The sequence below is a fragment of the Pseudomonas sp. DG56-2 genome, assembly GCF_004803755.1.
Classification (GTDB): Bacteria; Pseudomonadota; Gammaproteobacteria; order Pseudomonadales; family Pseudomonadaceae; genus Aquipseudomonas; species Aquipseudomonas auratipiscis.
In genome coordinates this window covers 4,162,212-4,185,667 of the sequence record NZ_CP032311.1, presented here as the reverse complement: position 1 = coordinate 4,185,667, position 23,456 = coordinate 4,162,212, and the positions used below count along the sequence as shown (strand labels likewise).

Sequence of the window (23,456 nt, the reverse complement as noted above, 5' to 3'; positions counted from 1 at the left end):
GGAGCACGTTTAATGAGCTTCGGCGCCGATGAAGAAATCCTCCAGGATTTTCTGGTAGAAGCCGGCGAGATTCTTGAGCAACTGTCCGAGCAATTGGTCGAGCTGGAAAGCCGTCCCGATGATGCCGACCTGCTCAATGCAATCTTTCGCGGTTTTCACACTGTAAAAGGGGGCGCCGGCTTCCTCCAGCTCAACGAGCTGGTGGAGTGCTGCCACATCGCCGAAAACGTCTTCGACATCCTGCGCAAGGGTGAGCGACGCGTCGATTCCGAGCTGATGGACGTGGTCCTGGAAGCGCTGGATACGGTCAACCGCATGTTCGGCCAGGTGCGTGAACGCAGTGATGTCACTGCCGCTACACCTGAGTTGTTGGCGGCACTGGCTCGCCTGGCCGAGCCTGCAGGGGCCGAGCCGGTAGCGGAGCCCGAGCCGGCACCGGTGCTTGAGCAAGCGCCTGAGCCCGTGGCCGAAGCAGACATCACCGATACCGAATTCGAGCAACTGCTTGATTCGCTTAATGCCGTCAAGGCTGAGGCACAAGCGCAAGAACAGGCACCTGTCGCAGCCAGCGACGAGATTACCGACGCCGAGTTCGAATCGCTGCTCGACCAGTTGCATGGCAAGGGGCAGTTCGCACCCGACAGCGTCAGCACGTCTGCACCTGTGGAGCCATCGGCCCAGGGTGCAAGCGATGAAATCACCGATGACGAGTTCGAAGCGCTGCTTGACCAGTTGCATGGCAAGGGCAGCTTTGCCGTCGAGGCCCTGACCGCCACGTCTGCACCGGCACCGCAAGCAGATGCGGCAGCAGCCGGCGATCATATTTCCGAGCATGAGTTCGAAGCCCTGCTCGATGAGTTGCATGGCAAAGGCAAGTTTGCACCCGACAGCGTTGCGACCGCCGCTGCTCCCGCTGCCGCCGTGGCCGCCAAACCTGCAACCGCTCCAGCCCAGGCGCCTGCGCCGGCACCGGTAGCCAAAGCTGCTGCCGCACCGGCCAAGGCCGCGGCACCTGCGTCTGCACGTCAAGCTGCACCGGCTGCAGAGAAACACCCCGCCAGCGAGACGGAAACAACCGTACGCGTCGATACCGCACGCCTGGACGAGATCATGAACATGGTCGGCGAACTGGTGCTGGTACGTAATCGGCTGGTACGCCTGGGCCTGAACAGTGGTGATGAAGCCATGTCCAAGGCGGTGTCGAACCTGGACGTGGTGACGGCCGACCTGCAGACCGCCGTCATGAAGACGCGCATGCAGCCGATCAAGAAAGTCTTCGGGCGTTTCCCACGCCTGGTTCGCGACCTTGCCCGGCAGTTGAAGAAAGAAATCAACCTGGAGTTGGTTGGCGAAGAAACCGACCTCGACAAGAACCTTGTCGAGGCCCTGGCCGACCCGTTGGTGCACTTGGTGCGCAACGCCGTGGACCACGGCGTCGAAACGCCCGAAGAACGCGAAGCGGCGGGCAAGTCCCGCGGTGGCAAGGTGGTGCTCTCGGCCGAGCAGGAAGGCGATCACATCCTGCTGTCGATCTCCGATGATGGCAAGGGTATGGATGCCAATGTCCTGCGCGCCATTGCGGTAAAACGCGGCGTGATGGACAAGGATGCCGCCGACCGCCTGAGCGACACCGAATGCTACAACCTGATTTTCGCCCCGGGCTTCTCGACCAAGACCGAGATCTCCGACGTGTCGGGGCGCGGCGTGGGCATGGACGTGGTGAAAACCAAGATCGCTCAGCTCAATGGCTCGATCAACATCTACTCGACCAAGGGCCTGGGCTCGAAGATCGTCATCAAGGTGCCGCTGACCCTGGCGATCATGCCGACCCTGATGGTCATGCTCGGCAATCAGGCGTTTGCCTTCCCGCTGGTCAACGTCAACGAGATTTTCCACCTCGACTTGTCACGCACCAACGTGGTCGATGGACAGGAAGTGGTCATTGTTCGTGACAAAGCCTTGCCGCTGTTCTACCTCAAGCGCTGGCTGGTCAGTTCCGCCGCTCATGAAGAGCAACGCGAAGGGCACGTGGTGATCCTTTCGGTAGGCACTCAGCGAATCGGCTTTGTCGTCGATCAGCTCGTGGGCCAGGAAGAAGTGGTCATCAAACCGCTGGGCAAGATGCTCCAGGGTACGCCAGGCATGTCGGGCGCCACCATTACCGGTGACGGGCGCATTGCGCTGATCCTCGACGTTCCGAGCATGCTCAAGCGTTACGCCGCCCGGCGTATTTGATTCTGGTGGCGCGGCCTGCACGCCGCGCCACCTAATGGAGTGTTTATGGCAGTCAAGGTCCTGGTGGTGGATGATTCCGGTTTCTTCCGCCGCCGAGTCTCGGAAATTCTTTCAGCGGACCCGACTATCCAGGTCGTCGGTACCGCGACCAACGGCAAAGAAGCGATCGACCAGGCGCTGTCGCTCAAGCCCGATGTCATCACCATGGACTACGAAATGCCCATGATGGATGGCATCACCGCTGTGCGTCACATCATGCAGCGTTGCCCAACTCCGGTATTGATGTTCTCTTCCCTGACCCACGAAGGCGCGCGAGTGACCCTCGACGCCCTGGATGCCGGTGCGGTCGATTATCTACCGAAGAACTTCGAAGACATCTCGCGCAACCCGGAGAAGGTCAAGCAAATGCTGTGCGAAAAGGTCCATACCCTTTCTCGCAGCAATCGCAGGCTGGGCAGCTACGCCAGTCCTGCGCCAGCCCCGCTGCCAGCCGCTCACAGCCAGCCTGTCAGCAGCCTGGGGGCAAGCCCGGCATCGCGTCCTGCGCCAGCGGCCCGCGCGCCGGCAGCGCCTGCTGCGCCTGCGCCAAAGCGCAAGCCGTACAAATTGGTTGCCATTGGTACCTCCACGGGTGGGCCGGTGGCGTTGCAGCGGGTGCTGACGCAGTTGCCCGGCAACTTCCCGGCACCGATCGTGCTGGTGCAACACATGCCTGCAGCCTTTACCAAGGCGTTTGCCGAACGCCTGGACAAACTGTGCAAGATCAGTGTCAAGGAAGCAGAAGATGGCGACATCCTGCGCCCTGGCCTGGCGCTGCTGGCGCCGGGTGGCAAGCAGATGATGGTCGATGCTCGCGGCGCAGTGAAAATCCTGCCGGGCGATGAGCGCCTCAACTACAAACCCTGTGTCGATATCACCTTCGGTTCAGCAGCCAAGTCGTATGGCGACAAAGTGCTGTCGGTCGTGCTTACTGGCATGGGCGCCGATGGCCGTGAGGGGGCACGCTTACTCAAGCAATGCGGCAGCACCGTGTGGGCTCAGGATGAAGCCAGTTGCGTGATTTATGGTATGCCCATGGCCATCGTCAAGGCCAACCTGGCTGATGCCGTCTACAGCCTGGACGAGATTGGCAGGCACCTGGTCGAGGCCTGCGTCTGATGGATGTCTTGAGCCTGATCGGGATCATTCTGGCATTCGTTGCGATCATTGGTGGCAACTACCTGGAAGGCGGTCATCTGTCGGCACTGATCAACGGTCCTGCGGCCCTGATCGTGCTTGGCGGTACGTTGGCTGCGGCATTGCTGCAATCGCCCATGAGCGCGTTCAAACGTGCGTTACAGATTGTGCGCTGGATTCTCTTCCCGCCGCGCGTGGACCTGGCCGGTGGCATTGACCGGGTCGTCAACTGGAGCCTGACTGCGCGCAAGGAGGGGCTGCTGGGCCTGGAAGGCGTGGCCGACGCGGAGCCCGACCCCTATGCGCGCAAAGGCTTGCAATTGCTCGTCGATGGCGCCGAGCCCGAAGCTATTCGCAGCGTCCTGGAGGTGGATTTCTATACCCAGGAGAGCCGTGATATCCAGGCGGCGAAGGTATTCGAGTGCATGGGCGGCTATGCGCCAACCATCGGTATCATCGGTGCGGTGATGGGGCTGATTCATGTCATGGGCAATCTGGCCGATCCTTCGCAGTTGGGCAACGGGATTGCCGTGGCGTTCGTTGCCACCATCTACGGTGTGGCGAGCGCCAACCTGATTCTGTTGCCGATTGCCAACAAGCTCAAGGCTTTGGCCCTGCGCCAGTCGCGCTACCGGGAAATGCTCCTCGAAGGTTTGCTGTCGATTGCCGAAGGTGAAAACCCACGCTCGATCGAGCTGAAGCTTCAGGGCTTCATGGAGTAATACATGGCGCGCCGTCGACAAACTGAGGAACATGAAAATCACGAACGCTGGCTGGTGTCCTACGCCGATTTCATTACCTTGCTGTTCGCGTTTTTCGTGGTCATGTATTCAATTTCCTCGATCAACGAGGGTAAGTACAAGATCCTCTCCCAGGCGCTGATCGGGGTGTTCAACGACCCGGACAAAAGCATGCGGCCGATCCCCATCGGCGAGGAGCGGCCGCTGTCGGTGAGGCCCGCAGAGCCCTTGATCAAGGACAGTGAGCAGGTCGATGCCGGGCTTGCCCAAGCCAGTAGCGATCCGCTGAAAACCATCACCGATGATGTGCGCGATGCCTTTGGCGATCTGATCAAGTCCGACCAGATGACGGTGCGCGGCAATGAGCTTTGGGTCGAGATCGAACTCAACTCCGCCTTGCTGTTCGGCAGCGGCGATGCCATGCCCAGCGACGTTGCCTTCAGCATCATCGAGAAGGTGGCGAACATCCTCAAGCCGTTCGCCAACCCGGTGCATGTCGAAGGCTTCACCGATGATCTGCCGATCCGCACCGCACAGTACCCCACCAACTGGGAGCTGTCGTCGGCACGTGCTGCCAGCATTGTCCGCTTGCTGGCGATGGAAGGGGTCAACCCTGCGCGCATGGCCTCGGTGGGTTATGGCGAGTTCCAGCCTATAGCAGGCAACGACACCGCCGAGGGGCGCGCGCGTAATCGTCGGGTGGTGTTGGTTATTTCGCGCAACCTTGAAGTGCGCCGCAGCCTGACCGGCACTGGCAGCGCCAATGCAACACCGGATGCAGCAATGAAGCGGGCTGGCACACAAACTGCACCGCCAGCGGTATCACCGACGGCGGGGGGCAATCGCGTCAATCCACCGTCACCGACCCTATAACCATTCCCGGTCAGGCCTTTTGCCGGTCGGGAGGAAGCAACGCAATGAGAGTCTGGGCAGTAGCCAATCAAAAAGGTGGCGTCGGTAAGACCACCACGTCCATCGCCCTTGCCGGCTTGCTGGCCGAGGCGGGCAAGCGCGTGGTTGTAGTCGACCTTGATCCACACGGGTCCATGACCAGCTACTTCGGACACAACCCGGACCTGCTGGAGCACAGTTGCTACGACCTGTTCCTGCACAAGGGCACGGTCCCGGAGGGCCTGCCAGGTCAATTGCTGCTGCCGACCAGTGACGAGAAAATATCGCTGCTGCCTTCGAGCACTGCGCTGGCTGTACTTGAGCGTCAGTCGCCAGGGCAGAGCGGCCTGGGCCTAGTGATCGCCAAGTCTCTGGCGCAGTTATGGCAGGATTTCGACTACGCCATCATCGACAGCCCACCGCTGCTCGGGGTGCTGATGGTCAACGCGCTGGCAGCCAGCCAGCAGTTGGTGATCCCGGTTCAAACCGAGTACCTGGCGGTCAAGGGCCTGGAGCGTATGGTCAGTACCCTGGCCATGGTCAATCGCTCACGCAAGCAGGCCTTGCCCTATCACATCATTCCAACGCTGTTCGACCGGCGCACCCAGGCCTCGATGGGCACCTTGCGTGTGCTGCGCGATGCCTATCCACAGAACATCTGGCAAGGGTATATCCCGGTCGATACGCGCCTGCGTGATGCCAGCCGGGCAGGGCTCACGCCGTCGCAGTTCGATGGCAAGAGCCGCGGCGTGGTGGCTTACCGCGCCCTGCTCAAACATTTGTTGACGCATAACGTCGCCCAGCAGGTGGCCTGATGAATCGTCCGCAAAAACTTGCTACTGGCCCACAACTGGCGCTGCAGTCCTACCTCGATGGCTTGCTCCACGAAGCCACCGAAGTGCTCGAGTCATTGGAACCTTCGGTGGCGAACGATGATTTCGAGCTGGCCGTGCGTGAAGAGCAGGCACGTGACGCACTGGTCGCGCAGCGGCCCAAGCCGGTAGCGGTGCAATTGGCGCCGTTGCCATACGCCGATCCTGCTGACGTGCTCCTGCCGACGGTGATGCCAGCAGTAGCACCAGCACCTGTGATCAAACCTGAACCGCTGGAAGCTGCGTGTGAGCAGCTTGCCCCGGTCGAGCCGCTGGTTGAGGTCCATCTGCCTCCAGCGTCTGATCAACCCGTGCCGCCAGCAAGCGTTGACGGGCGTCCGGCGTGGGCAGCCGAGCCGTTCGAATGCCTGTTATTCGACGTGGCCGGGTTGACCCTTGCAGTGCCATTGGTGTGCCTGGGCTCGATCTATTCGCTGGCCGGTCATGAGCTGACGCCGTTGTTTGGCCAGCCCGACTGGTTTCTCGGCATTCTGCCGAGCCAGAGTGGCAACCTCAAAGTGCTGGACACCGCTCGCTGGGTCATGCCGGATCGCTACCGCGAGGACTTTCGTCAGGGCCTGCAGTATGTGATTTCGGTCCAGGGCTATGAGTGGGGATTGGCTGTGCATCAGGTCAGCCGCTCGCTGCGCCTTGACCCCAACGAGATCAAATGGCGAAGCCAGCGCGGCCAGCGACCCTGGTTGGCTGGAACCGTAATCGAACATATGTGTGCACTGCTGGATGTTGCTGAACTGGCCGAGCTGATCGCCAGTGGCGCCGTCAAGCAGATGCACGCCGCGCATAAATAATTGGTCGCGCCTGCGACCGCACTGAGCACACCGTCGATGGCGGATTTTGAGGGATAGGGGAATGAAAAAATCGTCTGCACAAGGTTCCGAAGATCCGATCCTGCAGTGGGTGACCTTCAAGCTGGACAACGAGTCCTACGGCATCAATGTCATGCAGGTGCAGGAGGTTCTGCGCTACACCGAGATCGCCCCGGTCCCGGGCGCTCCAAGTTATGTGCTGGGCATTATCAACCTGCGCGGCAACGTGGTCACGGTGATCGATACCCGTCAGCGCTTCGGCCTGATGTCGAGCGAGATCACCGACAATAGCCGCATCGTGATCATCGAGGCCGACAAGCAAGTGGTCGGTATTCTGGTCGACAGCGTTGCCGAAGTGGTTTACCTGCGTCAGTCGGAAATCGAAACCGCGCCGAATGTTGGTAACGAGGAATCGGCCAAGTTCATTCAGGGTGTGTGCAACAAGAACAACGAACTGCTGATCCTGGTCGAGCTGGACAAGATGATGACCGAGGAAGAGTGGTCCGAGCTGGAGAACATCTGAGTTGATCCTTGAGGCTGCAGTCATATTTCTGGCGCTACTCTGGGCGCTCAGCCTGTGGTTCTTCCTGAGCTACAGCAAGCGCCAGCGTGAGCTGGCAGCCCAGCAGGCACAGGGTGATGCGTTGCGTGACCAGCGCATCAAGGACCTGGCCAAGCGCCTGGACGATTACCAGAACGGCAGCGTGCGCATGGGTGAAGCGTTGCATGAGCTGCGCGCAACCGTCGCGCCCTTGCCAGACAAACTTCTGCAACTGGAGCAGCGTGACCCCAATAGCCTGTCCTTCGCGCAAGCTGCGCGCTTGGTGGGAATGGGGGCCAGTGTCGATGAGCTGACGCAGTCCTGCGGCTTGACTCAGGCCGAGGCGGAGTTGATGAGCAAGGTGCATCGCAGCGAGTGAGGAAAAAGGCGACCTACACAGGTCGCCTTTTTTATCGCTCAGGTATGTGCCCACGAATGCTGGCCACCCACTTTGGCGAAACGGTCCAGAGGCAGTAGTTGATTTTCGGCCAGTTTCCAGGCCTCCAGGTCCATGTACAACCAGCTTTTGGTGCGCGGTATCATGTACAGATTCCGAAACTGGCGTAGTCGACCCAGGTCCGGCAGCAGGCGATCGACCATGTCGGTCAGCATGCCCGGGCCGGTCAGCCAGCTCAAACGATGGGCGTATTCGGCAAAGCCCTTCGGGTCGTCAACCGGGTTCGGTTTATGGTGGTAGAAATCCATTTTGCTCTGGTAGCGCCCATGCATTTCATCGCAGATGGCGAGTAACGTGGGGTTGCCGGGATGGCTGCCGATCATGCTGTTGTTGAACAGTTGGTTCATGCCAAGTCGTTCATTGGACATGGGTGGGTGTAACAGTAATCCCGTCTTGGTTGTGGTCAGCGCCACCTCGTCTATGGCCTCGGTCAAGCAAGCGGGCTGCGAACCTGCACAAGCCGGATCGGCTGCGCCAGCTTCGAGCAACAGGTCGTCGACGTCCATGTACAGGCCACCCTCGTGATGCAACATCGAAAAACGCAGGACGTCTGAAGCAGAGGCGTAGTTGCTGGCTACCCCACCATTGCCATCGAGCGCCGCCTGATACTGGTCGAAATTCTTACTTTGTTCGAAAGCACTGAAAAACGGCTGCTCCTCCAACGGCAGCACGGTCAGGCCTGGTACCTGGGCGCTTAGCTGACGTACATTTTCGGCGTAGGCGCTCGGGTTTAACTTGGACAGGTATAGACGGTATTGATATGCGCTGTTTTTCAACCGATCCACGTTTTGCGCAAGATTGGCCAGCAGCTCGGAATTGATCACTTTGTCACCCACCCACAGCGAGGTGATGGTTTTTGGAATCGGACGGATGTCTTGTGTAAGTACCGGAAGTTGCGCCGGTAATGGCATATCAATGCCCAGGGCGCGGAGGGTGGCGGTGCGCATCTGATTGGTCACTGCACGTGTTTGCGGATTCGCACATTGCAACGTGTGGCTTTCGGTATTGACGGTGAAGTAGGACGGTTGCACCTCATTCTCGGTTGTTGCATCGAGAAACAAGTCGAACTCCATGTCATAAACTAGCTCCAGATTTATTCCATACCCGGGTTGTGGCTCGTAAACCCCGCTTAGCCTGTCGAGGCTACGGCTGTATCGGGGGCGCCTTTTCACTGCATTGGCGACCGCGATATCACTATTTTCCAACGGCAGGATGCGGTTGGGGGAATGGAAGTAAGGAGCGATATCCAATTGTGGCAGGCGCGGTGGATCAATGGGGCCTAGCGGATAGCCCCATTGTTCGTTGATGCGCAGCGGTGGAACGAAGCCTTCGCTTTGAACGTGGAACAATGCTCCACGTTTGGCCAGTCCTTCCACGGCCAGAGGCGTAGCGTTGAACAGGCCGTAGATGACATTGCCAACGCCATCGGTCTGTTCGTCTGCGTTTTTGCCATTGATCGTCTGGTCCAGACCCAGGCCCATTTGCGCAATACCGCCTAGCGCAAGCAGTACCCCCAGTTCTGGCATTACGAAGGCCAGCGGCGTCAGCAGGTTGAGCGTCGAGGTGAGGTATCCGCGCCATCTGGCCTTGGTCACTTCGCTGTTGCTGGTGATGATGAAATCGGCATCGGCATAGCTCCGCGCACGCTGGCGCTCTGCCAGGGCCTGGAATACATCGCCGGTGAGTTTCGGGTTGTATTTCCTGGGCCGGTAATTGACATAGTCGCGCGGCGCCCAGCGCCCATCGGTGGTGAAGCCAGGGCGTTCAGGTGGCAGGCGGTGCACAGCAGGGTATTCGCCCAGCCCTGCCAGGGCGGTATCAAGGCCGCTGAAATCCAACCCGTCAGGGCCATCGGCCATGTTGAAGTGTTGTTTCAGTGCCTGGCGTTTGCGGGGGTCCTGGCATTGCTGTCCAAACCAATCTTTGAGCTGCGCTTGGCTGGCGAATTCGAGCAAGGGCGAGCTGTTGCCAGGCATGTACAGCACGGTCAGATCGCTACTGGCGTCGTTGATGTACAACAGGTCCGTGGCTGCATAGCCATAGACGCTCAGGGTGCTCAGACGCAGCTTGCGATCGCGCGGGGCCAGTCCTGCCGTGCGCCAGACAAGCTTCCTGGCCGCGTCACTCAATGTGCCCTCGACAACCTGCTTGTTGCAGGCGGCCACAAAGTTGAGTTTGGCCGACACACGATGGCCTTCCAGATGATCGCGCCAATAGCTATCCAAGGTGGCTTTGTAATGTTTTTGAAAGTCCAGCGTTTCGATGAACAGCTGGAAACCTTCGGCCGGAAACTGCACGTGTGTCGAAGCGTCATAGCGCGCGGGTTCAGTACGCCTGAACAGCCCATTGAACACTTGGAAAGAGGCGCCGTAGTGATTCAGTCCCGGGTCGGACAGACGCTCGACGATCCTGGCCGAACCATTCGGAAATGCGCCTGCCCAGGGTGTTGAAAACAGCGTGCCGAACACGTCGTTATTGGATTCACCTTGCCAGTTGGACAGCACTGCTTGAGTCAGGCTCATGCGCTGGGTGATGACGGCTCGATATCCGTTTGGGCCATCAGGTTGGTAGTGCAGAGTTACGATATCGACCTGATCGGCGTCGAGCGTCAGGTTATTGCCAACCAGCCAGCGCTGAATGGCGCGCGCGGCTTCGCGGTCCGGCCGAGGAACGTGTGCCAGGTGGTCGCGGATGTATTGAACGCCAGCGGAGTTGATGCAGGTTGTGGGCATGTCGGTCACCTTCATGTGCGGGACCTACAGCCTCACCCCCGGTATGGGGCTCAAGGTGTTAAATAGTGCTATTGCTCTGGCGGGCTCAATCGCGGCTGGGAGATATCCCGTTCCGACGCGGGGCTGGCGTTGAAGCCCTCCGGCACTTTGCCGCGAAGCTGCCAGGCAAAGGCGATGATTTCGGCGATGGTCAGATACAGTGCTTCCGGAATTTGCTCACCTAATTCCATGCGCGCGAGCAAGCGCACCAACTCGGCATTTTCATAGATGGGAACCTCGTGCTTGCGCGCGATTGCCAGAATCGCCTCGGCCAGTTCGTCATCGCCTTTGGCGGTCAATGTCGGCGCTTGTTGGCCGTCGTAGTTCAGGGCAATGGCCTGGCGCGGATTCTGATTATTCATGCTGTTTCGTCTACCCAGCGTTGCTCCAGGCGCGTACGCGGTCCCTGTGGTGGTGTTCCCTGATGGCAATGCAGCTCGCCGACGCTCAGGCCGCGCGCAAGCAAGCGTTCGCGCAGGCTGCCAAGCTGACTCTCAATCAGTCGAGCGGTATTTGGCAGTTCTGCCCACAGCTGGCTTGAAAGGCTGCCTTGGCTTATCTGCGCTTGAACCTGCAAGGGGCCCAGCGGATGTAAATCGAATGACAATTCCACGCGCCAGAGCATTTCCAGCGGATCGCGGAGTTCACGCTCCGGATCGCTTTGCTGCTCGGGGGTTTCTTCGCGCTGTAATTTCATTTGCACGGGCATGAAGTCTTGCCCGGTGCGTAGCGGAATCTCTAACTGCCAAGTGGTTTGCAGGTTGCCATCGGCGGTGGTGCCGGTCTGCTCCAGGCTTGTCAACTGATGACTCTGCAGCCTGGAGATGGCGGAGGCTGCCAGGCGCAACAAATGTTCCAGGTCTGCTTCACCCTCCTGGCTCTTGAGTAATCGCGAGGGTAGGGGAAAGCCGCCAGGATGTGGGCGGGGGCTGACCTGACCGAGCATGCCGAGGGCAGTACGCACCATGCCAGGCATTACCTGGGCAAGGGTGCTGGCTGCAACGCCTGGGTTGAACGGCATGTTCCCCGGCGAACCCGGCAGCAATTGGGCTACCAGGCGTACCACCTGAGCCTTGAGATCGGGGGCAAGGTTGGAAGGCAGGCCAGCCAGCAACTTGGCCTCGAGGAAAACGCCGCTGTTGTTTATGGCCTGCGCCACGCCTTTGGGGTCGCTAAGTTGGCGTACGTCAGGCAGGCTGGCCAGCAGCTTGTCCACCGTGGCGCGCAGTTCTTCGGGCGCTTCAGTGCTTTGGCGTAGCTGCTGCAGCGCGCCAAGCAAACCTTGCAGCGACGCCTGGCGCGTTTGCTGGGTACTTAGCTGCTGCGAGATTGCCAGTTGGTCCTTGCGCCCGCTCAACGGGATGAAACTCAACGATTGGTTGCCATCGACCCTAGCACTGAGCAGGCTGCCTACCGCCAATGGACGAGGGCTGTCGATGGTCAAGGTGGCGCCGGCCTGGGGGCCGCTGAGCAAGGTTACCAACGAGCGGAACTGCGTCAGTTGCCCGTTGGCCGTGGGAAGCGCCTGACTGGTCAGGACTTTGCCTTGAAGCAGCGTGCCAACAGGCAGTTCCCGGGTGTCGATGCGGGTCAGGCTGGCGATGCTGTTGGCGAGCGCTTGCTGCACGGTAATGGTCAGGTTCGATGCGCTGCTTTGGCTTACCGCCAACAGGCTGCCTTGGGCCAGTGGTTGATTGCTGCTGGTCTGGACGTTGATTTGCTTGCCGTTGTCTTGAGTCAACTTGAGCAACATCTGGAAGTCCTGGCCGACCTGACGCAACGCCAGTACTTCGGCCTTGGCGGTTTCGCCCGGGGCAAGCAGGGCTTGTTGCGGTTGCAACAGGCGTAGTAGTTCGCCGGTCATTGCCGGGCGCAACTGGGTGGACGCTGGAATCTGCGTGCCAAGGTTGTTGATTTCGCCTGTCATCAGCTCGCAACCTATTGAAATAGCCCTCTTTGCAGTAGGACATCGCATGTATAATGCCGCCCGATCTTTCGCGATCCGAGCGGCCGGGCTGTATCTCCACTGCCAGTATAACGGCAGGGCCGGGACCGACTTGAGACAGGCATCCCTAGCATAAGGCGAAACTGTGACCCCTCATCTCCAAGCCGTGGGCCTGGCCTGCGAGCGCGACTGGCGAATGCTGTTCGAAAACCTCGAAGTGCACCTGAGCGCAGGCGACATGCTGCAGATCAGCGGCCCTAATGGCAGCGGCAAAACCAGCCTGTTGCGCCTGCTGGCCGGGCTCATGAGCCCCACTGCCGGAGAGATTCGCCTCGACGGCAAGCCTCTGGCCGAACAACGCAGCGAACTGGCGCGGATTCTGATCTGGATTGGTCACGCAGCAGGGATCAAGGATCTGCTCAGCCCGGAAGAAAATCTTGCCTGGCTCTGCGCCCTGCACACGCCTGCCGAGCCTGCGGCCATCTGGAAGGCGCTTGAGACCGTCGGCCTGCGCGGCTTTGAAGACGTGCCGTGCCATACCTTGTCGGCGGGTCAGCAGCGTCGTGTGGCCTTGGCGCGTCTGTACCTGAACAGTCCGCCTTTGTGGATTCTCGATGAACCTTTCACTGCCCTCGACAAGCAGGGCGTGGCCCAGCTCGAGGCACACCTGGCCGCCCATTGCGAGCAGGGCGGAATGGTCGTGCTGACCACCCACCACACCCTGGCGCGCAAGCCGTCCGGTTACCGTGAACTCAATTTGGGGCAGTGGGCCGCATGAGTGTCTTCGTCTTGTTGTTGCGCCGTGAAGCGCGACTGTTGTTCCGGCGTCCGGCAGAACTTGCCAACCCCTTGGTATTTTTCTCAATTGTTGTCGCATTGTTTCCATTGGCGGTCGGTCCTGAGACTCAATTGTTGCAAACCTTGTCTCCAGGACTGGTCTGGGTAGCGGCACTTTTGTCGGTTTTACTCTCGCTGGACGGGCTTTTTCGCAGTGATTTCGAGGATGGATCACTGGAGCAGTGGGTCCTTTCGTCGCACCCCCTCCCTCTTCTGGTACTGGCGAAAGTACTGGCACACTGGGCCTTTTCCGGGCTGGCACTGGTATTGTTGGCACCCTTGCTGGCGCTGATGCTAGGTTTGCCTTCGGCGTGCCTGCCGGTCCTGTTGGCATCGTTGTTGCTCGGTACTCCGGTGCTGAGCCTGTTGGGCGCTGTAGGTGCGGCCCTGACAGTCGGTTTGAAACGTGGCGGTTTGCTCCTGGCGCTGCTGATTTTGCCGCTATACATCCCGGTATTGATCCTGGGCAGTGGCGCTTTGCAGGCGGCACTGCAAGCTATGCCGGCGACCGGTTATCTGCTCTGGCTTGGCAGCCTGACCGCCTTGGCAGTAACTCTGGCACCCTTTGCAATAGCCGCTGGCCTGAAGATCAGCGTCGGCGAATAATGAGGTCTGGGCCCCGCCCAGCAAAGACCCTGGATGTACCGTGATGAAAAGCAGCGTAATCAGCTGGACGTGGTTTCATAAACTGGGTTCGCCCAAGTGGTTCTATTCCATCAGCGGCCGCATGCTGCCCTGGCTGGCGGTCGCCGCGATCCTGTTGATCGGCATTGGCGCCATCTGGGGATTGGCTTTTGCCCCTCAGGATTATCAGCAGGGCAACAGCTTTCGCATCATCTACATTCACGTACCGGCTGCCATGCTGGCGCAGTCCTGCTACGTGATGCTTGCGGTGGCCGGTGTGGTCGGGCTGGTATGGAAGATGAAGATTGCCGACGTTGCCTTGCAGTGTGCAGCGCCGATTGGCGCTTGGATGACTGCGGTGGCGCTGGTTACCGGTGCCATCTGGGGCAAGCCGACCTGGGGCAGTTGGTGGGTTTGGGATGCCCGACTGACCTCTATGCTGATTTTGCTGTTCCTGTACTTCGGTCTCATCGCCCTGGGGCATGCCATCACCAATCGTGAAAGCGCGGCCAAGGCCTGTGCGGTCTTGGCGATTGTCGGGGTGATCAATATCCCGATCATCAAGTACTCGGTGGAGTGGTGGAACACCTTGCACCAGGGGGCCACCTTCACCCTTACCGAGAAACCGGCCATGCCAGCCGAGATGTGGCTGCCATTGTTGCTGACGGTGGTGGGTTTCTACTGTTTCTTTGGCGCGGTGCTGTTGCTGCGCATGCGCCTTGAAGTACTCAAGCGCGAGGCGCGCACCAGTTGGGTCAGGGAGGAGGTATTGAACAGCCTGGGTCGGGAGATGGCACGATGAGTTTTGCCTCTTTCAGTGATTTTCTCGCCATGGGCCATCACGGCCTGTACGTCTGGTCGGCCTACGGCATTTGCCTGCTGGTACTGGCCTTGAACGTTGCCATGCCTTTGCAGGCCCGGCGCCGTTACCTGCAAGAAGAGGCGCGTCGCTTGCGCCGGGAGAACAAACAGTGAATCCGCAACGCAAGAAGCGCCTGTTCATCATCCTCGGCCTGCTGGCCGGGGTAGGCATCGCTGTAGGCCTGGCCTTGAGCGCCCTGCAGCAGAACATCAACCTGTTCTACACCCCGACCCAGATCGCCAATGGCGAGGCGCCGCTCGATACCCGCATTCGGGCGGGCGGTATGGTCGAGAAAGGCTCGCTGCAACGTTCGGGCGACTCGCTCGACGTACGCTTTGTAGTGACCGACTTCAGCAAGTCGGTACCGATTACCTACCGCGGCATTCTTCCGGACTTGTTCCGTGAAGGGCAGGGCATTGTTGCCTTGGGCAAACTCAATGCCGAAGGCGTAGTGGTGGCCGACGAAGTGCTGGCCAAGCACGATGAAAAGTACATGCCACCGGAAGTGACCAAGGCGCTGCAGGAAAGCGGCCAGGTTGCCAACGATGCCGGAGCCAAACCATGAACGCGGCGCTGATCATTCCCGAACTCGGCCAACTGGCGATGATTCTGGCCATCTGCTTTGCGTGTGTGCAAGCCACCGTGCCGCTGCTCGGCGCCTGGCGTGGCGACAGCTTGTGGATGAGCCTGGGACGGCCGGCGGCCTGGGGGCAATTCGCTTTCCTGGCGTTTGCCTTTGGCTGTTTGACTCATGCGTTCATGACCGACAACTTCTCGGTTGCCTATGTTGCCAATAACTCCAACAGCGCCTTGCCGTGGTATTTCAAGTTCAGCGCGGTATGGGGGGCTCATGAAGGTTCGCTGCTGCTCTGGGCAATGATCCTCGGTGGCTGGACGTTCGCCGTGTCGATCTTTTCCCGGCAGTTGCCACAGGTCATGCTGGCACGGGTGCTGGCGGTAATGGGCATGATCAGCGTCGGCTTCCTGTCGTTTCTGATTGTCACCTCCAACCCGTTTCAGCGCCTGCTGCCGCAGGTGCCGACAGACGGTGCCGACCTCAACCCACTGCTGCAGGACATTGGCCTGATCGTTCACCCGCCGATGCTGTACATGGGCTATGTAGGTTTCTCAGTCGCCTTCGCCTTTGCCATCGCCGCCTTGCTCGGCGGCCGTCTGGACGCCGCCTGGGCCCGCTGGTCACGACCGTGGACGCTGGTCGCCTGGGCCTTCCTGGGTATTGGTATCACCCTGGGCTCGTGGTGGGCCTATTACGAGCTGGGCTGGGGCGGCTGGTGGTTCTGGGACCCGGTGGAAAACGCCTCGTTCATGCCCTGGCTGGTGGGCACGGCACTGATTCATTCCCTGGCCGTCACTGAAAAGCGTGGGGTGTTCAAAAGCTGGACTGTGTTGCTGGCCATCGCGGCGTTCTCGTTGAGCCTGCTTGGCACCTTCCTGGTTCGTTCCGGTGTTCTGACCTCGGTGCATGCTTTCGCCTCCGACCCGGAGCGCGGCGTGTTCATCTTGATCTTCCTGCTGTTTGTCGTCGGCGGTTCGCTGACGCTGTTCGCCATGCGCGCGCCGGTGGTCAAGAGCCAGGTTGGCTTTGCCTTGTGGTCGCGAGAAACATTGCTGCTGGCCAACAACATTGTGTTGGTTGTCGCGGCGTCGATGATTCTGCTTGGCACGCTGTATCCGTTGATTCTTGATGCGCTCACCGGCGCCAAGCTCTCCGTCGGCCCGCCGTACTTCGATGCGTTGTTCATTCCGCTCATGGCGTTGCTCATGGTGGTCATGGCAATCGGTGTGCTGGTGCGCTGGAAAGACACCCCGAGCAAATGGCTGCTGGGCATGCTGACCCCCGTGCTGATTGGCAGCGCCGTACTGGCGCCGGTTGGTGGCCTGCTGGTCGATGACTTTGATTGGCAAGTACTGACCACCTTCGCCCTGGCGGCGTGGATCGTGCTCGCAGGTGCTCGGGACATCCTCGACAAGACCCGTCACAAAGGGTTGTTCAAGGGACTGCGGGGTCTCAATCGCAGCTATTGGGGCATGCACGTTGCGCATCTGGGCCTGGCGGTTTGTGCGCTGGGTGTGGTGTTGTCGAGCAACAACAGTGCCGAGCGCGACCTGCGCCTGGCGCCGGGCGAGTCGGTTGAGTTGGCGGGTTATCAGTTCGTCTTCGAGGGCGCCAAGCACTTTGAAGGGCCGAACTTCACCTCCGACAAGGGCACCGTGCGGGTGATCGAGGATGGCCGCGAGATCAGCGTGCTGCATCCGGAAAAACGCCTGTATACCGTGCAGCAATCGATGATGACTGAAGCGGGCATCGACGCCGGCTTCACTCGTGACCTTTATGTGGCCCTTGGCGAGCCGCTGGACAACGGTGCGTGGGCGGTGCGTGTACACGTCAAGCCATTCGTGCGCTGGATCTGGCTGGGCGGTCTGCTGACCGGCCTCGGTGGCCTGCTGGCGGCCATGGACGGACGTTATCGAGTCAAGGTCAAAGCCCGCGTACGTGAAGTACTGGGCATGTCTGGAGCAACTGCATGAAGCGTTGGATCATGGTGCTGCCGCTGGCAGTGTTTCTGCTGGTGGCGGTGTTCCTCTACCGGGGCTTGTTCCTCGACCCCACCGAGCTGCCATCGGCAATGATCGGCAAGCCATTCCCGGCCTTTGCGCTCAAGTCAGTGCAGGACGGTAAGGCGCTTACCCAGGCAGACCTGATCGGCAAGCCGGCACTGGTCAACGTCTGGGCTACCTGGTGCCCATCGTGCAAGGTCGAGCATCCGTACCTGAATAAACTGGCCGAGCAGGGCGTGGTGATCCATGGGGTCAACTACAAGGACGACAATGCCGCTGCGATCAAGTGGCTGGCCGAGTTCCACAACCCTTATCAGCTCAATATCGAGGATGATCAAGGTTCGCTGGGCTTGAACCTGGGCGTGTACGGTGCGCCGGAAACCTTTCTGATCGACGCCAAGGGCATCATCCGTTACAAACACGTCGGTGTTGTCGACGCGACGGTCTGGCGCGAGCAACTGGCGCCTATGTACCAGGGCCTGGTCGATGAGGCCAAACCATGAAGCGCTGGCTAGCCACAGCAGTGCTGGGCCTGAGCCTGGCTGGAGTGACCCAGGCTGCCATCGACACCTATCAGTTCGCCGATGATGCCGAGCGCGCGCGTTATCACGACCTGACCAAGGAGTTACGTTGCCCCAAGTGTCAGAACCAGGACATCGCTGACTCCAATGCACCGATTGCCGCCGACTTGCGCCGGGAGATTTTCCGCATGCTGGGCGAGGGCAAGAGCAATCAGCAGATCATCGACTTCATGGTCGATCGCTATGGTGATTTCGTACGCTACAAGCCCGAGTTGACCGCGCGTACCTGGCTGCTCTGGTTTGGCCCCGGCGTATTGCTGATTGGCGGCTTTGGTTTGCTGGCACTGATCGTGCGCAAGCGTCGGGCGCAGAGCGCTGGTGGCCCTGTCGACCTTTCCCCCGAGGAGCGTGAGCGCCTCGCCAAATTGCTGGACAAAGAACAGACCCATGACTGATTTCTGGCTTGCTGCAGGCCTGCTGTTGCTGGTGGCCCTGAGCTTTTTGCTGATCCCGGTGTTGCGTGGCCGTCGTGCGCAACTGGAAGAAGACCGCACCGCACTCAACGTTGCGCTGTACCAGGAGCGGGTCGCTGAACTGACCGCGCAACAGGCCGCCGGCGTGCTTGATGACGCACAGTTGGCCAAAGGGCGCGACGAAGCTGCTCGGGAGCTGTTGAGCGATACCGAAAATGCCGAGCCTCAGCGTCTTGGGCGGTTAGGCAAACCGCTGCCCTTGCTGGCCGCAGTGCTGGTGCCCTTGATGGGCCTGGGCCTGTACCTGCATTTTGGCGCCAGCGAGCAGGTCGAACTGACCCAGCAATTTGCCAAAGCGCCGCAGTCGATGGAAGAAATCACCGCACGTCTTGAGCGGGCGGTCGAGATGCAACCCGATTCGGCTGAAGGTCTGTACTTCCTCGGTCGTGCCTATATGGCCCAGGAGCGTCCCGCCGATGCCGCGAAAGTCTTCGAGCGTGCTGCCAACCTTGCAGGTCGCCAGCCGGAGTTGCTCGGGCAGTGGGCCCAGGCGTTGTACTTCGCCAACGGCAAACAGTGGAACGAGCAACTGCAAGCGCTTACCGATGAGGCACTGAAGGCCGATCCAAACGAGGTCACCAGCCTTGGCCTGCTCGGTATCGCAGCATTCGAGAGTGAGCACTTCCAGCAGGCTATCGATTACTGGAACCGGTTGCTGGCGCAGTTGCCCGAAGGCGATGCATCACGTGCCGCCTTGCAAGGCGGTATAGAACGCGCCCAGGACAAGCTCAAGGCGGGTGAAGGCAAAGTTGCCCAAGCACCGGCAACGACTCCGGCAGTAGCGTCTACTGGGGCCCGGCTCAAGGTGCGTGTGGAGCTTGCCGCTGCGCTAAAGGACAAGGTCAAGCCTGACGATACGGTGTTTATCTTTGCCCGCGCCAGCTCCGGCCCACCCATGCCACTGGCGGCCAAGCGTGTGACCGTTGCCCAACTGCCCATCGAGGTGGAACTGGGTGACAGTGACGCAATGATGCCGAGCATGAAACTGTCGAGCTTCCCTGAAGTCCAACTGGTTGCGCGCGTATCTCGCGCTGGCCAGCCGACCCAGGGTGAATGGATCGGTCAAAGCAGCCCGCTGGCCAGCAGCACTACCGCGGCGCAGCACCTGACCATCGACAGCCCGGACCAGTAAGAGAACCACTATGAACAGTATCGCTCGCCTTGCCCTTATTTCACTGGCCGTAGGCCTGAGTGCGTGTACTGTTCATCAGCCCTCGGAGCCGACGACACCGCCGATCGAGCGGTTGCCGTCGGGACCAGGTACCCAACCAACTCCGCGCCCAAGCACGGTGCCGAGCAAACCACCGGTCGTTACCCCGGCGCCCAAGCCCATGCCGCGAACCTCGGCAAGCTTTGCGCCACCCCCAGGTGGTGCCAGCCACTGGGATCCGCGCATGGGCGTCTACGTGCTTGAAGGCCAGACCAACACGTTCTACCGCCAGCGCACCTATTATCGCTGGAACAACGGCTGGAGCTGGTCGACCAACCTCAACGGCCCTTGGCAGGAAACCGACAGCAGTGGTGTTCCGGGTGGTTTGGGACGGGCTTTCGCCCAGTAAGCACAAGCCCGCATAATGCCCCTTCGCATTGATCCGGAGGGTGGCATGAGTAAGACAGTCCTGGTACTGGTAGAAACCGTTGACGATTACCTGCCGTTGCTGGAGCAGGCAGGGTATCGTCTGATTCGAGCCCAGACCCCCCTGTCGCGTGCCGAAGCTGTTATCCGTCATGCCGACGAAATCGACGCGGTACTGACCCGTGGTCCATTGGGGCTGACCGCCGCGGAAATCGGCGCGTTGTCGGGGCTGCAAATCATCTGCGTGATCGGTGCCGGCTATGAACAGGTGGATCTTGCCGCTGCCGCAGCCCGTGGCATTACCGTTACCAATGGTGCGGGCGCCAACGCCACGGCAGTGGCCGACCATGCCATGGCCATGCTGCTTGCGCTGCTGCGAGACATTCCTCGCGCGGATGCCAGTACCCGACGAGGCGAATGGAATCGGGTGATCAGTCCTTCGGTATCGGGCAAGCGTATGGGCATTATCGGTCTTGGCGCGGTGGGTTTGGCCATTGCCAAGCGTGCGGCGCTAGGCTTTGACATGACTGTCAGCTATCACAACCGCCGCCCGCGTGAGACTGCGCCCTACAGCTTTTACGACAGTCCGCTGAGGCTGGCGCAAGCCGTGGATATCCTGGTGGTGGCAACGCCGGGCGGAGCGGGCACTGAGCACCTGGTGGATGCTCAGGTGCTCGCTGCATTGGGCCGCGAGGGCTATCTGCTCAATATCGCTCGCGCCAGTGTGGTCGATTCCAATGCCCTGGTGCAGGCCTTGCAGCAAGGCATTATTGCCGGTGCGGGGTTGGACGTTTTCGATGACGAACCCGATGTGCCAGAGGCACTGAAAGCACTGGGCAACACTGTGCTGACCCCTCATGTTGCGGGTCAATCCCCGGAAGCTGCGCGTGACACGGTAGCGTTGGTGCTGCGCAACCTGAATGCATTCTTTGCTGGAGAAACGGTGTTGACGCCAGTGCCCATGTGATTCGTTCGGGCGCTTTCGAGCAGGAAGAGGCTGGGCTGTGCTGCTGCTAGACTTCAGGTCCAACTCACCTCTGCAAGGAACCTTGACCATGTCCCTGATAAAAAACGGCAGTTGTCTGTGTGGCGCAGTCAAACTGAGTGCCAACCTGGAGAAGGCCAGCGTCAGTACTTGCCATTGCAGCATGTGCCGCACGTGGGGAGGTGGGCCGTTGTTTTCCGTGCACTGTTCGCAGCCGGTAACGTTCACTGCCGGTCAGCCGGTGGTCTATGACTCTTCCGAATGGGCAGAGCGCTGCTTCTGTGGCCGGTGCGGCACACATCTTTTGTATCGACTGAAAAACGGCCAGTTCGATTCTGTCTCGGTCGGTGTTCTGCAAGGTGGCACTGATTGGGTCTTTGACTTGCAGGTGTACATCGATGAGAAGCCGAACTATTACTGCTTCGCCAACGACACACCGACCATGACCCGCGCCGAAGTAGAGGCACTGTTCAACTGAGTGCCAGCAGCCAGTCAGCGAACACCTGTGCGGCGGCCGAGCGGGACACCTGTTTGTCGTGCACCAGATAGTCGGCCTGCCCGGTGTGTACGACAAAGGCCGAAACCTGGCGGATCGCCCCTTGTTCAATTCGCTCACGCGCCATGAACTCCCAGCCCAAACCTACTCCCATGCCTTGCAACACGGCTTCGAAGACCAGGTTGACCTGATTGAACGTCACCGCCTCTGCAGGTGCTTGGTAACGCAGGCCCTGGTGGCTGAACCAGTCCTGCCAGTCCAGGCAATTCCAGGCTGAGGCATCCAGTTGAATGAGCGGCAGGGTTCGCAGTTGTTCGAGCGAATCGACGTCAGGAAGGCTACGTTTGACGCTGGCGATCGGGTAGATGACCTCATCGAATAGCTTGTCGGCCTTGAGTGAACTCCAGTGGCCATGGCCATACAGAATGCCGAAGTCGTAGTCGGCAATATCACGCTCACTGATTTCATTACTGGCATGGATATTCACAGTCAATTCAGGGTGCTGCTCGTTGAAACGCAGCAATAGCGGGAACAGCCAGTACTGGGCCACAGCGTGCGTACAGATGACACTGACGTTGCGGCTGCTGTGACCGGCTTTAAGGCGCAGCACATTGTTCAGCAGGCTCTCCAGCATCGGTTCGACGATCGCGCTGAAACCTTCCCCAGCCGACGTCAGGGCGATACCGCGGGCGCGACGGTCGAACAGGACTGCGCCAAGATGCTCCTCCAGCAGTTTGATCTGCTTGCTGACAGCGCTTTGGGTCAAGTAAAGCTCACCGGCGGCGCGGGTAAAACTGCCGGTGCGCACCACGGCTTCAAAGGCTATCAAAGTATCCAGTGGAGGTAGGTGACGACTGAATCGACTCATGCTGATGGTCCGACTTGAGGAATGGCTACATCATAGAGTCGAAGCCTTGAAGCTTAAAGGTATTCCCCCTGGGAATGTCTGCATGCCCAATGATCTTTTGTTTCGGCGTGTACCTAAGGATAGCCTGCGCTCATATTCGAACAGGAGCAGGCAAGTGAAACAGGGTGTGGCCTATGCCGGGATAGCCGGAGCGATGTGGGGACTGGTGCTGATGGTGCCGCAGTGGTTGCCAGAATTTAGTCCGGTGCTGCTCACTTGCGCGCGTTTTGTGCTGTTTGGTCTGGTGACACTGGTATTGGCGGTGCCAATGCGCAAAGCGGTGGGTCGACTGACTTTCGCCGACCTGTGGATGCTTGGACGCTTGGCGCTGATCGGTAACGTGTTGTATTTCATTTGCCTGGTAGCCGCAATCCAACGGCTCGGGGTGGCACCGGCCTCATTGATTGTCGGTGTCCTGCCGCTGACCATCACCCTGTATGGTCGCCATGACAGCGGCGGCGTTGCGCTCAAGCAGCTGGTTGGGCCATTACTGCTGATTCTGGCCGGCATGCTGTGTATCAATCTGCAGACCTTTGCGGTTGAACCGGGGGAGACAGGCGACAAATTCGTCGGCGTCCTCTATGCCCTGGCGGCACTCGTGTGTTGGACCTGGTACGCGGTTAATAACAGCCGCTATCTCAAGCAGTGCGGCCATTTTGACAGCCACCAGTGGTCCGTATTGTGTGGGGTGATGACGGGGGTGTTCAGTCTGATGTTGGTGGTAATTCTCGCCCTGTGGCAGCCTGCGCAACTGCAGGTCGAAGTGCCCGCTGAGCGCTGGTGGCTGTTCTGGGCGTATAGCCTGGGTTGCGCAATATTCGGTTCGTGGTTGGCCGCATTGCTTTGGAACGCGGCCTCCAAGCGCATGCCATTGACCTTGAGTGGCCAACTGATCGTCTTCGAAACCTTGTTCGCCTTGCTTTATGCCTTTATTTGGCGGCAAAGCGGACCGACACTACTGGAGGCTCTGGCGATTATCCTGGTTATTGGCGGCGTGTGTTGGTCGATGCGCCAGCATGGCAGCCCGGCGACGCTTGCCAAACCGGTTCATTCTTGAGAAAAGGCTGCCACGAAACAGCG

The 23,456-nt window shown here is 59.9% G+C and carries 24 protein-coding genes and 1 pseudogene; 21 read left to right on the top strand and 4 right to left on the bottom strand.

The window, feature by feature from the left end; all coding sequences use genetic code 11:
* The first annotated feature begins 12 nt into the window (after nucleotides 1-12).
* From D3Z90_RS19125 to D3Z90_RS19090, 8 genes and pseudogenes are all read left to right on the top strand, one after another.
* A complete protein-coding gene (locus D3Z90_RS19125; RefSeq protein WP_136477501.1) occupies nucleotides 13-2,235 on the top strand; it encodes a chemotaxis protein CheA in 2,223 nt (740 codons plus the stop codon).
* A gap of 45 nt (nucleotides 2,236-2,280) precedes the next feature.
* Complete coding sequence (locus D3Z90_RS19120) at nucleotides 2,281-3,393, top strand: chemotaxis response regulator protein-glutamate methylesterase (RefSeq protein WP_136477500.1); 1,113 nt, start codon at nucleotides 2,281-2,283, stop codon at nucleotides 3,391-3,393.
* Entirely contained in the window at nucleotides 3,393-4,133 is a 741-nt protein-coding gene (locus D3Z90_RS19115) for a flagellar motor protein (RefSeq protein WP_136477499.1), read from the top strand. Before D3Z90_RS19120 ends, D3Z90_RS19115 begins: the two co-directional genes overlap by 1 nt.
* Before the next feature lie 3 nt (nucleotides 4,134-4,136).
* Complete coding sequence (gene motD / locus D3Z90_RS19110; protein WP_136477498.1) at nucleotides 4,137-5,024, top strand: flagellar motor protein MotD; 888 nt, start codon at nucleotides 4,137-4,139, stop codon at nucleotides 5,022-5,024.
* A 44-nt stretch (nucleotides 5,025-5,068) separates the two neighbouring features.
* Nucleotides 5,069-5,857 (top strand): ParA family protein, encoded by a 789-nt coding sequence (locus D3Z90_RS19105; RefSeq protein WP_136477497.1) that lies wholly within the window; start codon nucleotides 5,069-5,071, stop codon nucleotides 5,855-5,857.
* 317 nt (nucleotides 5,858-6,174) lie between these two features.
* Nucleotides 6,175-6,723: pseudogene (locus tag D3Z90_RS27415) on the top strand (CheW domain-containing protein); the annotation flags it as partial.
* Nucleotides 6,724-6,784: 61 nt separating this feature from the next.
* A complete protein-coding gene (locus D3Z90_RS19095) occupies nucleotides 6,785-7,264 on the top strand; it encodes a chemotaxis protein CheW (RefSeq protein WP_028945467.1) in 480 nt (159 codons plus the stop codon).
* A gap of 1 nt (nucleotide 7,265) precedes the next feature.
* On the top strand, nucleotides 7,266-7,661 hold the full coding sequence (locus tag D3Z90_RS19090; RefSeq protein ID WP_136477495.1) for a DUF2802 domain-containing protein: 396 nt from the start codon (nucleotides 7,266-7,268) through the stop codon (nucleotides 7,659-7,661).
* Between the two features lie 38 nt (nucleotides 7,662-7,699).
* On the opposite strand, the gene D3Z90_RS19085 is transcribed toward D3Z90_RS19090, so the two are convergent.
* The 3 genes from D3Z90_RS19085 to D3Z90_RS19075 all read right to left on the bottom strand — a co-directional run bounded on the left by D3Z90_RS19085 (nucleotide 7,700) and on the right by D3Z90_RS19075 (nucleotide 12,437).
* On the bottom strand, nucleotides 7,700-10,471 hold the full coding sequence (locus tag D3Z90_RS19085) for a dermonecrotic toxin domain-containing protein (protein ID WP_136477494.1): 2,772 nt from the start codon (nucleotides 10,469-10,471) through the stop codon (nucleotides 7,700-7,702).
* Nucleotides 10,472-10,539: 68 nt separating this feature from the next.
* Nucleotides 10,540-10,872, bottom strand: a complete 333-nt coding sequence (locus tag D3Z90_RS19080; protein ID WP_136477493.1) for an EscU/YscU/HrcU family type III secretion system export apparatus switch protein — start codon at nucleotides 10,870-10,872, stop codon at nucleotides 10,540-10,542.
* A complete protein-coding gene (locus tag D3Z90_RS19075) occupies nucleotides 10,869-12,437 on the bottom strand; it encodes a flagellar hook-length control protein FliK (RefSeq protein WP_136477492.1) in 1,569 nt (522 codons plus the stop codon). The genes D3Z90_RS19080 and D3Z90_RS19075 overlap by 4 nt, the downstream gene beginning before the upstream one ends.
* 163 nt (nucleotides 12,438-12,600) lie before the next feature.
* Between D3Z90_RS19075 and ccmA the strand changes: the two genes are divergently transcribed.
* From ccmA to D3Z90_RS19015, 12 genes are all read left to right on the top strand, one after another.
* Entirely contained in the window at nucleotides 12,601-13,233 is a 633-nt protein-coding gene (gene ccmA, locus D3Z90_RS19070; protein ID WP_136477491.1) for a cytochrome c biogenesis heme-transporting ATPase CcmA, read from the top strand.
* Entirely contained in the window at nucleotides 13,230-13,898 is a 669-nt protein-coding gene (gene ccmB / locus D3Z90_RS19065) for a heme exporter protein CcmB (protein ID WP_136477490.1), read from the top strand. Before ccmA ends, ccmB begins: the two co-directional genes overlap by 4 nt.
* A gap of 43 nt (nucleotides 13,899-13,941) precedes the next feature.
* A complete protein-coding gene (locus D3Z90_RS19060; protein ID WP_136477489.1) occupies nucleotides 13,942-14,718 on the top strand; it encodes a heme ABC transporter permease in 777 nt (258 codons plus the stop codon).
* Complete coding sequence (gene ccmD / locus D3Z90_RS19055) at nucleotides 14,715-14,891, top strand: heme exporter protein CcmD (RefSeq protein ID WP_136477488.1); 177 nt, start codon at nucleotides 14,715-14,717, stop codon at nucleotides 14,889-14,891. Before D3Z90_RS19060 ends, ccmD begins: the two co-directional genes overlap by 4 nt.
* Nucleotides 14,888-15,343 carry a cytochrome c maturation protein CcmE gene (ccmE, locus tag D3Z90_RS19050; RefSeq protein WP_136477487.1) on the top strand — a complete coding sequence of 152 codons (456 nt, stop codon included), beginning with the start codon at nucleotides 14,888-14,890 and terminating at the stop codon, nucleotides 15,341-15,343. Before ccmD ends, ccmE begins: the two co-directional genes overlap by 4 nt.
* Nucleotides 15,344-15,354: 11 nt before the next feature.
* The gene (locus D3Z90_RS19045; RefSeq protein ID WP_178084219.1) at nucleotides 15,355-17,328 is read left to right on the top strand and encodes a heme lyase CcmF/NrfE family subunit; all 1,974 of its coding nucleotides are present in this window, start codon (nucleotides 15,355-15,357) and stop codon (nucleotides 17,326-17,328) included.
* Complete coding sequence (locus D3Z90_RS19040) at nucleotides 17,325-17,861, top strand: DsbE family thiol:disulfide interchange protein (protein WP_136477485.1); 537 nt, start codon at nucleotides 17,325-17,327, stop codon at nucleotides 17,859-17,861. Before D3Z90_RS19045 ends, D3Z90_RS19040 begins: the two co-directional genes overlap by 4 nt.
* Nucleotides 17,858-18,334: a cytochrome c-type biogenesis protein gene (locus D3Z90_RS19035; RefSeq protein ID WP_136477484.1), complete on the top strand. Its 477-nt coding sequence runs from the start codon at nucleotides 17,858-17,860 to the stop codon at nucleotides 18,332-18,334. Before D3Z90_RS19040 ends, D3Z90_RS19035 begins: the two co-directional genes overlap by 4 nt.
* Complete coding sequence (gene ccmI, locus D3Z90_RS19030; RefSeq protein WP_136477483.1) at nucleotides 18,327-19,544, top strand: c-type cytochrome biogenesis protein CcmI; 1,218 nt, start codon at nucleotides 18,327-18,329, stop codon at nucleotides 19,542-19,544. The genes D3Z90_RS19035 and ccmI overlap by 8 nt, the downstream gene beginning before the upstream one ends.
* Nucleotides 19,545-19,554: 10 nt before the next feature.
* Nucleotides 19,555-19,971: a hypothetical protein gene (locus D3Z90_RS19025; RefSeq protein ID WP_136477482.1), complete on the top strand. Its 417-nt coding sequence runs from the start codon at nucleotides 19,555-19,557 to the stop codon at nucleotides 19,969-19,971.
* Between the two features lie 45 nt (nucleotides 19,972-20,016).
* A complete protein-coding gene (locus tag D3Z90_RS19020) occupies nucleotides 20,017-20,955 on the top strand; it encodes a 2-hydroxyacid dehydrogenase (protein ID WP_136477481.1) in 939 nt (312 codons plus the stop codon).
* A gap of 88 nt (nucleotides 20,956-21,043) precedes the next feature.
* Nucleotides 21,044-21,451: a GFA family protein gene (locus D3Z90_RS19015; protein WP_136477480.1), complete on the top strand. Its 408-nt coding sequence runs from the start codon at nucleotides 21,044-21,046 to the stop codon at nucleotides 21,449-21,451.
* On the opposite strand, the gene D3Z90_RS19010 is transcribed toward D3Z90_RS19015, so the two are convergent.
* Nucleotides 21,444-22,337, bottom strand: coding sequence for a LysR substrate-binding domain-containing protein (locus tag D3Z90_RS19010; protein WP_136477479.1), 894 nt, complete (start codon nucleotides 22,335-22,337; stop codon nucleotides 21,444-21,446). The two genes, D3Z90_RS19015 and D3Z90_RS19010, sit on opposite strands and share 8 nt — an antisense overlap.
* 154 nt (nucleotides 22,338-22,491) lie before the next feature.
* Here D3Z90_RS19010 and D3Z90_RS19005 point away from each other — a divergent pair, with 154 nt between their 5' ends.
* On the top strand, nucleotides 22,492-23,433 hold the full coding sequence (locus D3Z90_RS19005; protein ID WP_136477478.1) for a DMT family transporter: 942 nt from the start codon (nucleotides 22,492-22,494) through the stop codon (nucleotides 23,431-23,433).
* The last annotated feature ends 23 nt before the right edge of the window (nucleotides 23,434-23,456 follow it).

Bases quoted from the DNA above. Each gene is read 5' to 3' on its own strand.
- D3Z90_RS19120 (WP_136477500.1), top strand. From the start codon at position 2,281: ATGGCAGTCAAGGTCCTGGTGGTGGATGATTCCGGTTTCTTCCGCCGC.
- D3Z90_RS19015 (WP_136477480.1), top strand. From the start codon at position 21,044: ATGTCCCTGATAAAAAACGGCAGTTGTCTGTGTGGCGCAGTCAAACTG.
- D3Z90_RS19075 (WP_136477492.1), bottom strand. From the start codon at position 12,437: ATGACAGGCGAAATCAACAACCTTGGCACGCAGATTCCAGCGTCCACC.
- D3Z90_RS19010 (WP_136477479.1), bottom strand. From the start codon at position 22,337: ATGAGTCGATTCAGTCGTCACCTACCTCCACTGGATACTTTGATAGCC.
- D3Z90_RS19085 (WP_136477494.1), bottom strand. From the start codon at position 10,471: ATGCCCACAACCTGCATCAACTCCGCTGGCGTTCAATACATCCGCGAC.
- D3Z90_RS19105 (WP_136477497.1), top strand. From the start codon at position 5,069: ATGAGAGTCTGGGCAGTAGCCAATCAAAAAGGTGGCGTCGGTAAGACC.
- D3Z90_RS19025 (WP_136477482.1), top strand. From the start codon at position 19,555: ATGAACAGTATCGCTCGCCTTGCCCTTATTTCACTGGCCGTAGGCCTG.
- D3Z90_RS19115 (WP_136477499.1), top strand. From the start codon at position 3,393: ATGGATGTCTTGAGCCTGATCGGGATCATTCTGGCATTCGTTGCGATC.
- ccmB (WP_136477490.1), top strand. From the start codon at position 13,230: ATGAGTGTCTTCGTCTTGTTGTTGCGCCGTGAAGCGCGACTGTTGTTC.
- D3Z90_RS19060 (WP_136477489.1), top strand. From the start codon at position 13,942: ATGAAAAGCAGCGTAATCAGCTGGACGTGGTTTCATAAACTGGGTTCG.
- D3Z90_RS19095 (WP_028945467.1), top strand. From the start codon at position 6,785: ATGAAAAAATCGTCTGCACAAGGTTCCGAAGATCCGATCCTGCAGTGG.
- D3Z90_RS19080 (WP_136477493.1), bottom strand. From the start codon at position 10,872: ATGAATAATCAGAATCCGCGCCAGGCCATTGCCCTGAACTACGACGGC.
- D3Z90_RS19040 (WP_136477485.1), top strand. From the start codon at position 17,325: ATGAAGCGTTGGATCATGGTGCTGCCGCTGGCAGTGTTTCTGCTGGTG.
- D3Z90_RS19125 (WP_136477501.1), top strand. From the start codon at position 13: ATGAGCTTCGGCGCCGATGAAGAAATCCTCCAGGATTTTCTGGTAGAA.
- D3Z90_RS19035 (WP_136477484.1), top strand. From the start codon at position 17,858: ATGAAGCGCTGGCTAGCCACAGCAGTGCTGGGCCTGAGCCTGGCTGGA.
- ccmD (WP_136477488.1), top strand. From the start codon at position 14,715: ATGAGTTTTGCCTCTTTCAGTGATTTTCTCGCCATGGGCCATCACGGC.
- D3Z90_RS19020 (WP_136477481.1), top strand. From the start codon at position 20,017: ATGAGTAAGACAGTCCTGGTACTGGTAGAAACCGTTGACGATTACCTG.
- ccmI (WP_136477483.1), top strand. From the start codon at position 18,327: ATGACTGATTTCTGGCTTGCTGCAGGCCTGCTGTTGCTGGTGGCCCTG.
- motD (WP_136477498.1), top strand. From the start codon at position 4,137: ATGGCGCGCCGTCGACAAACTGAGGAACATGAAAATCACGAACGCTGG.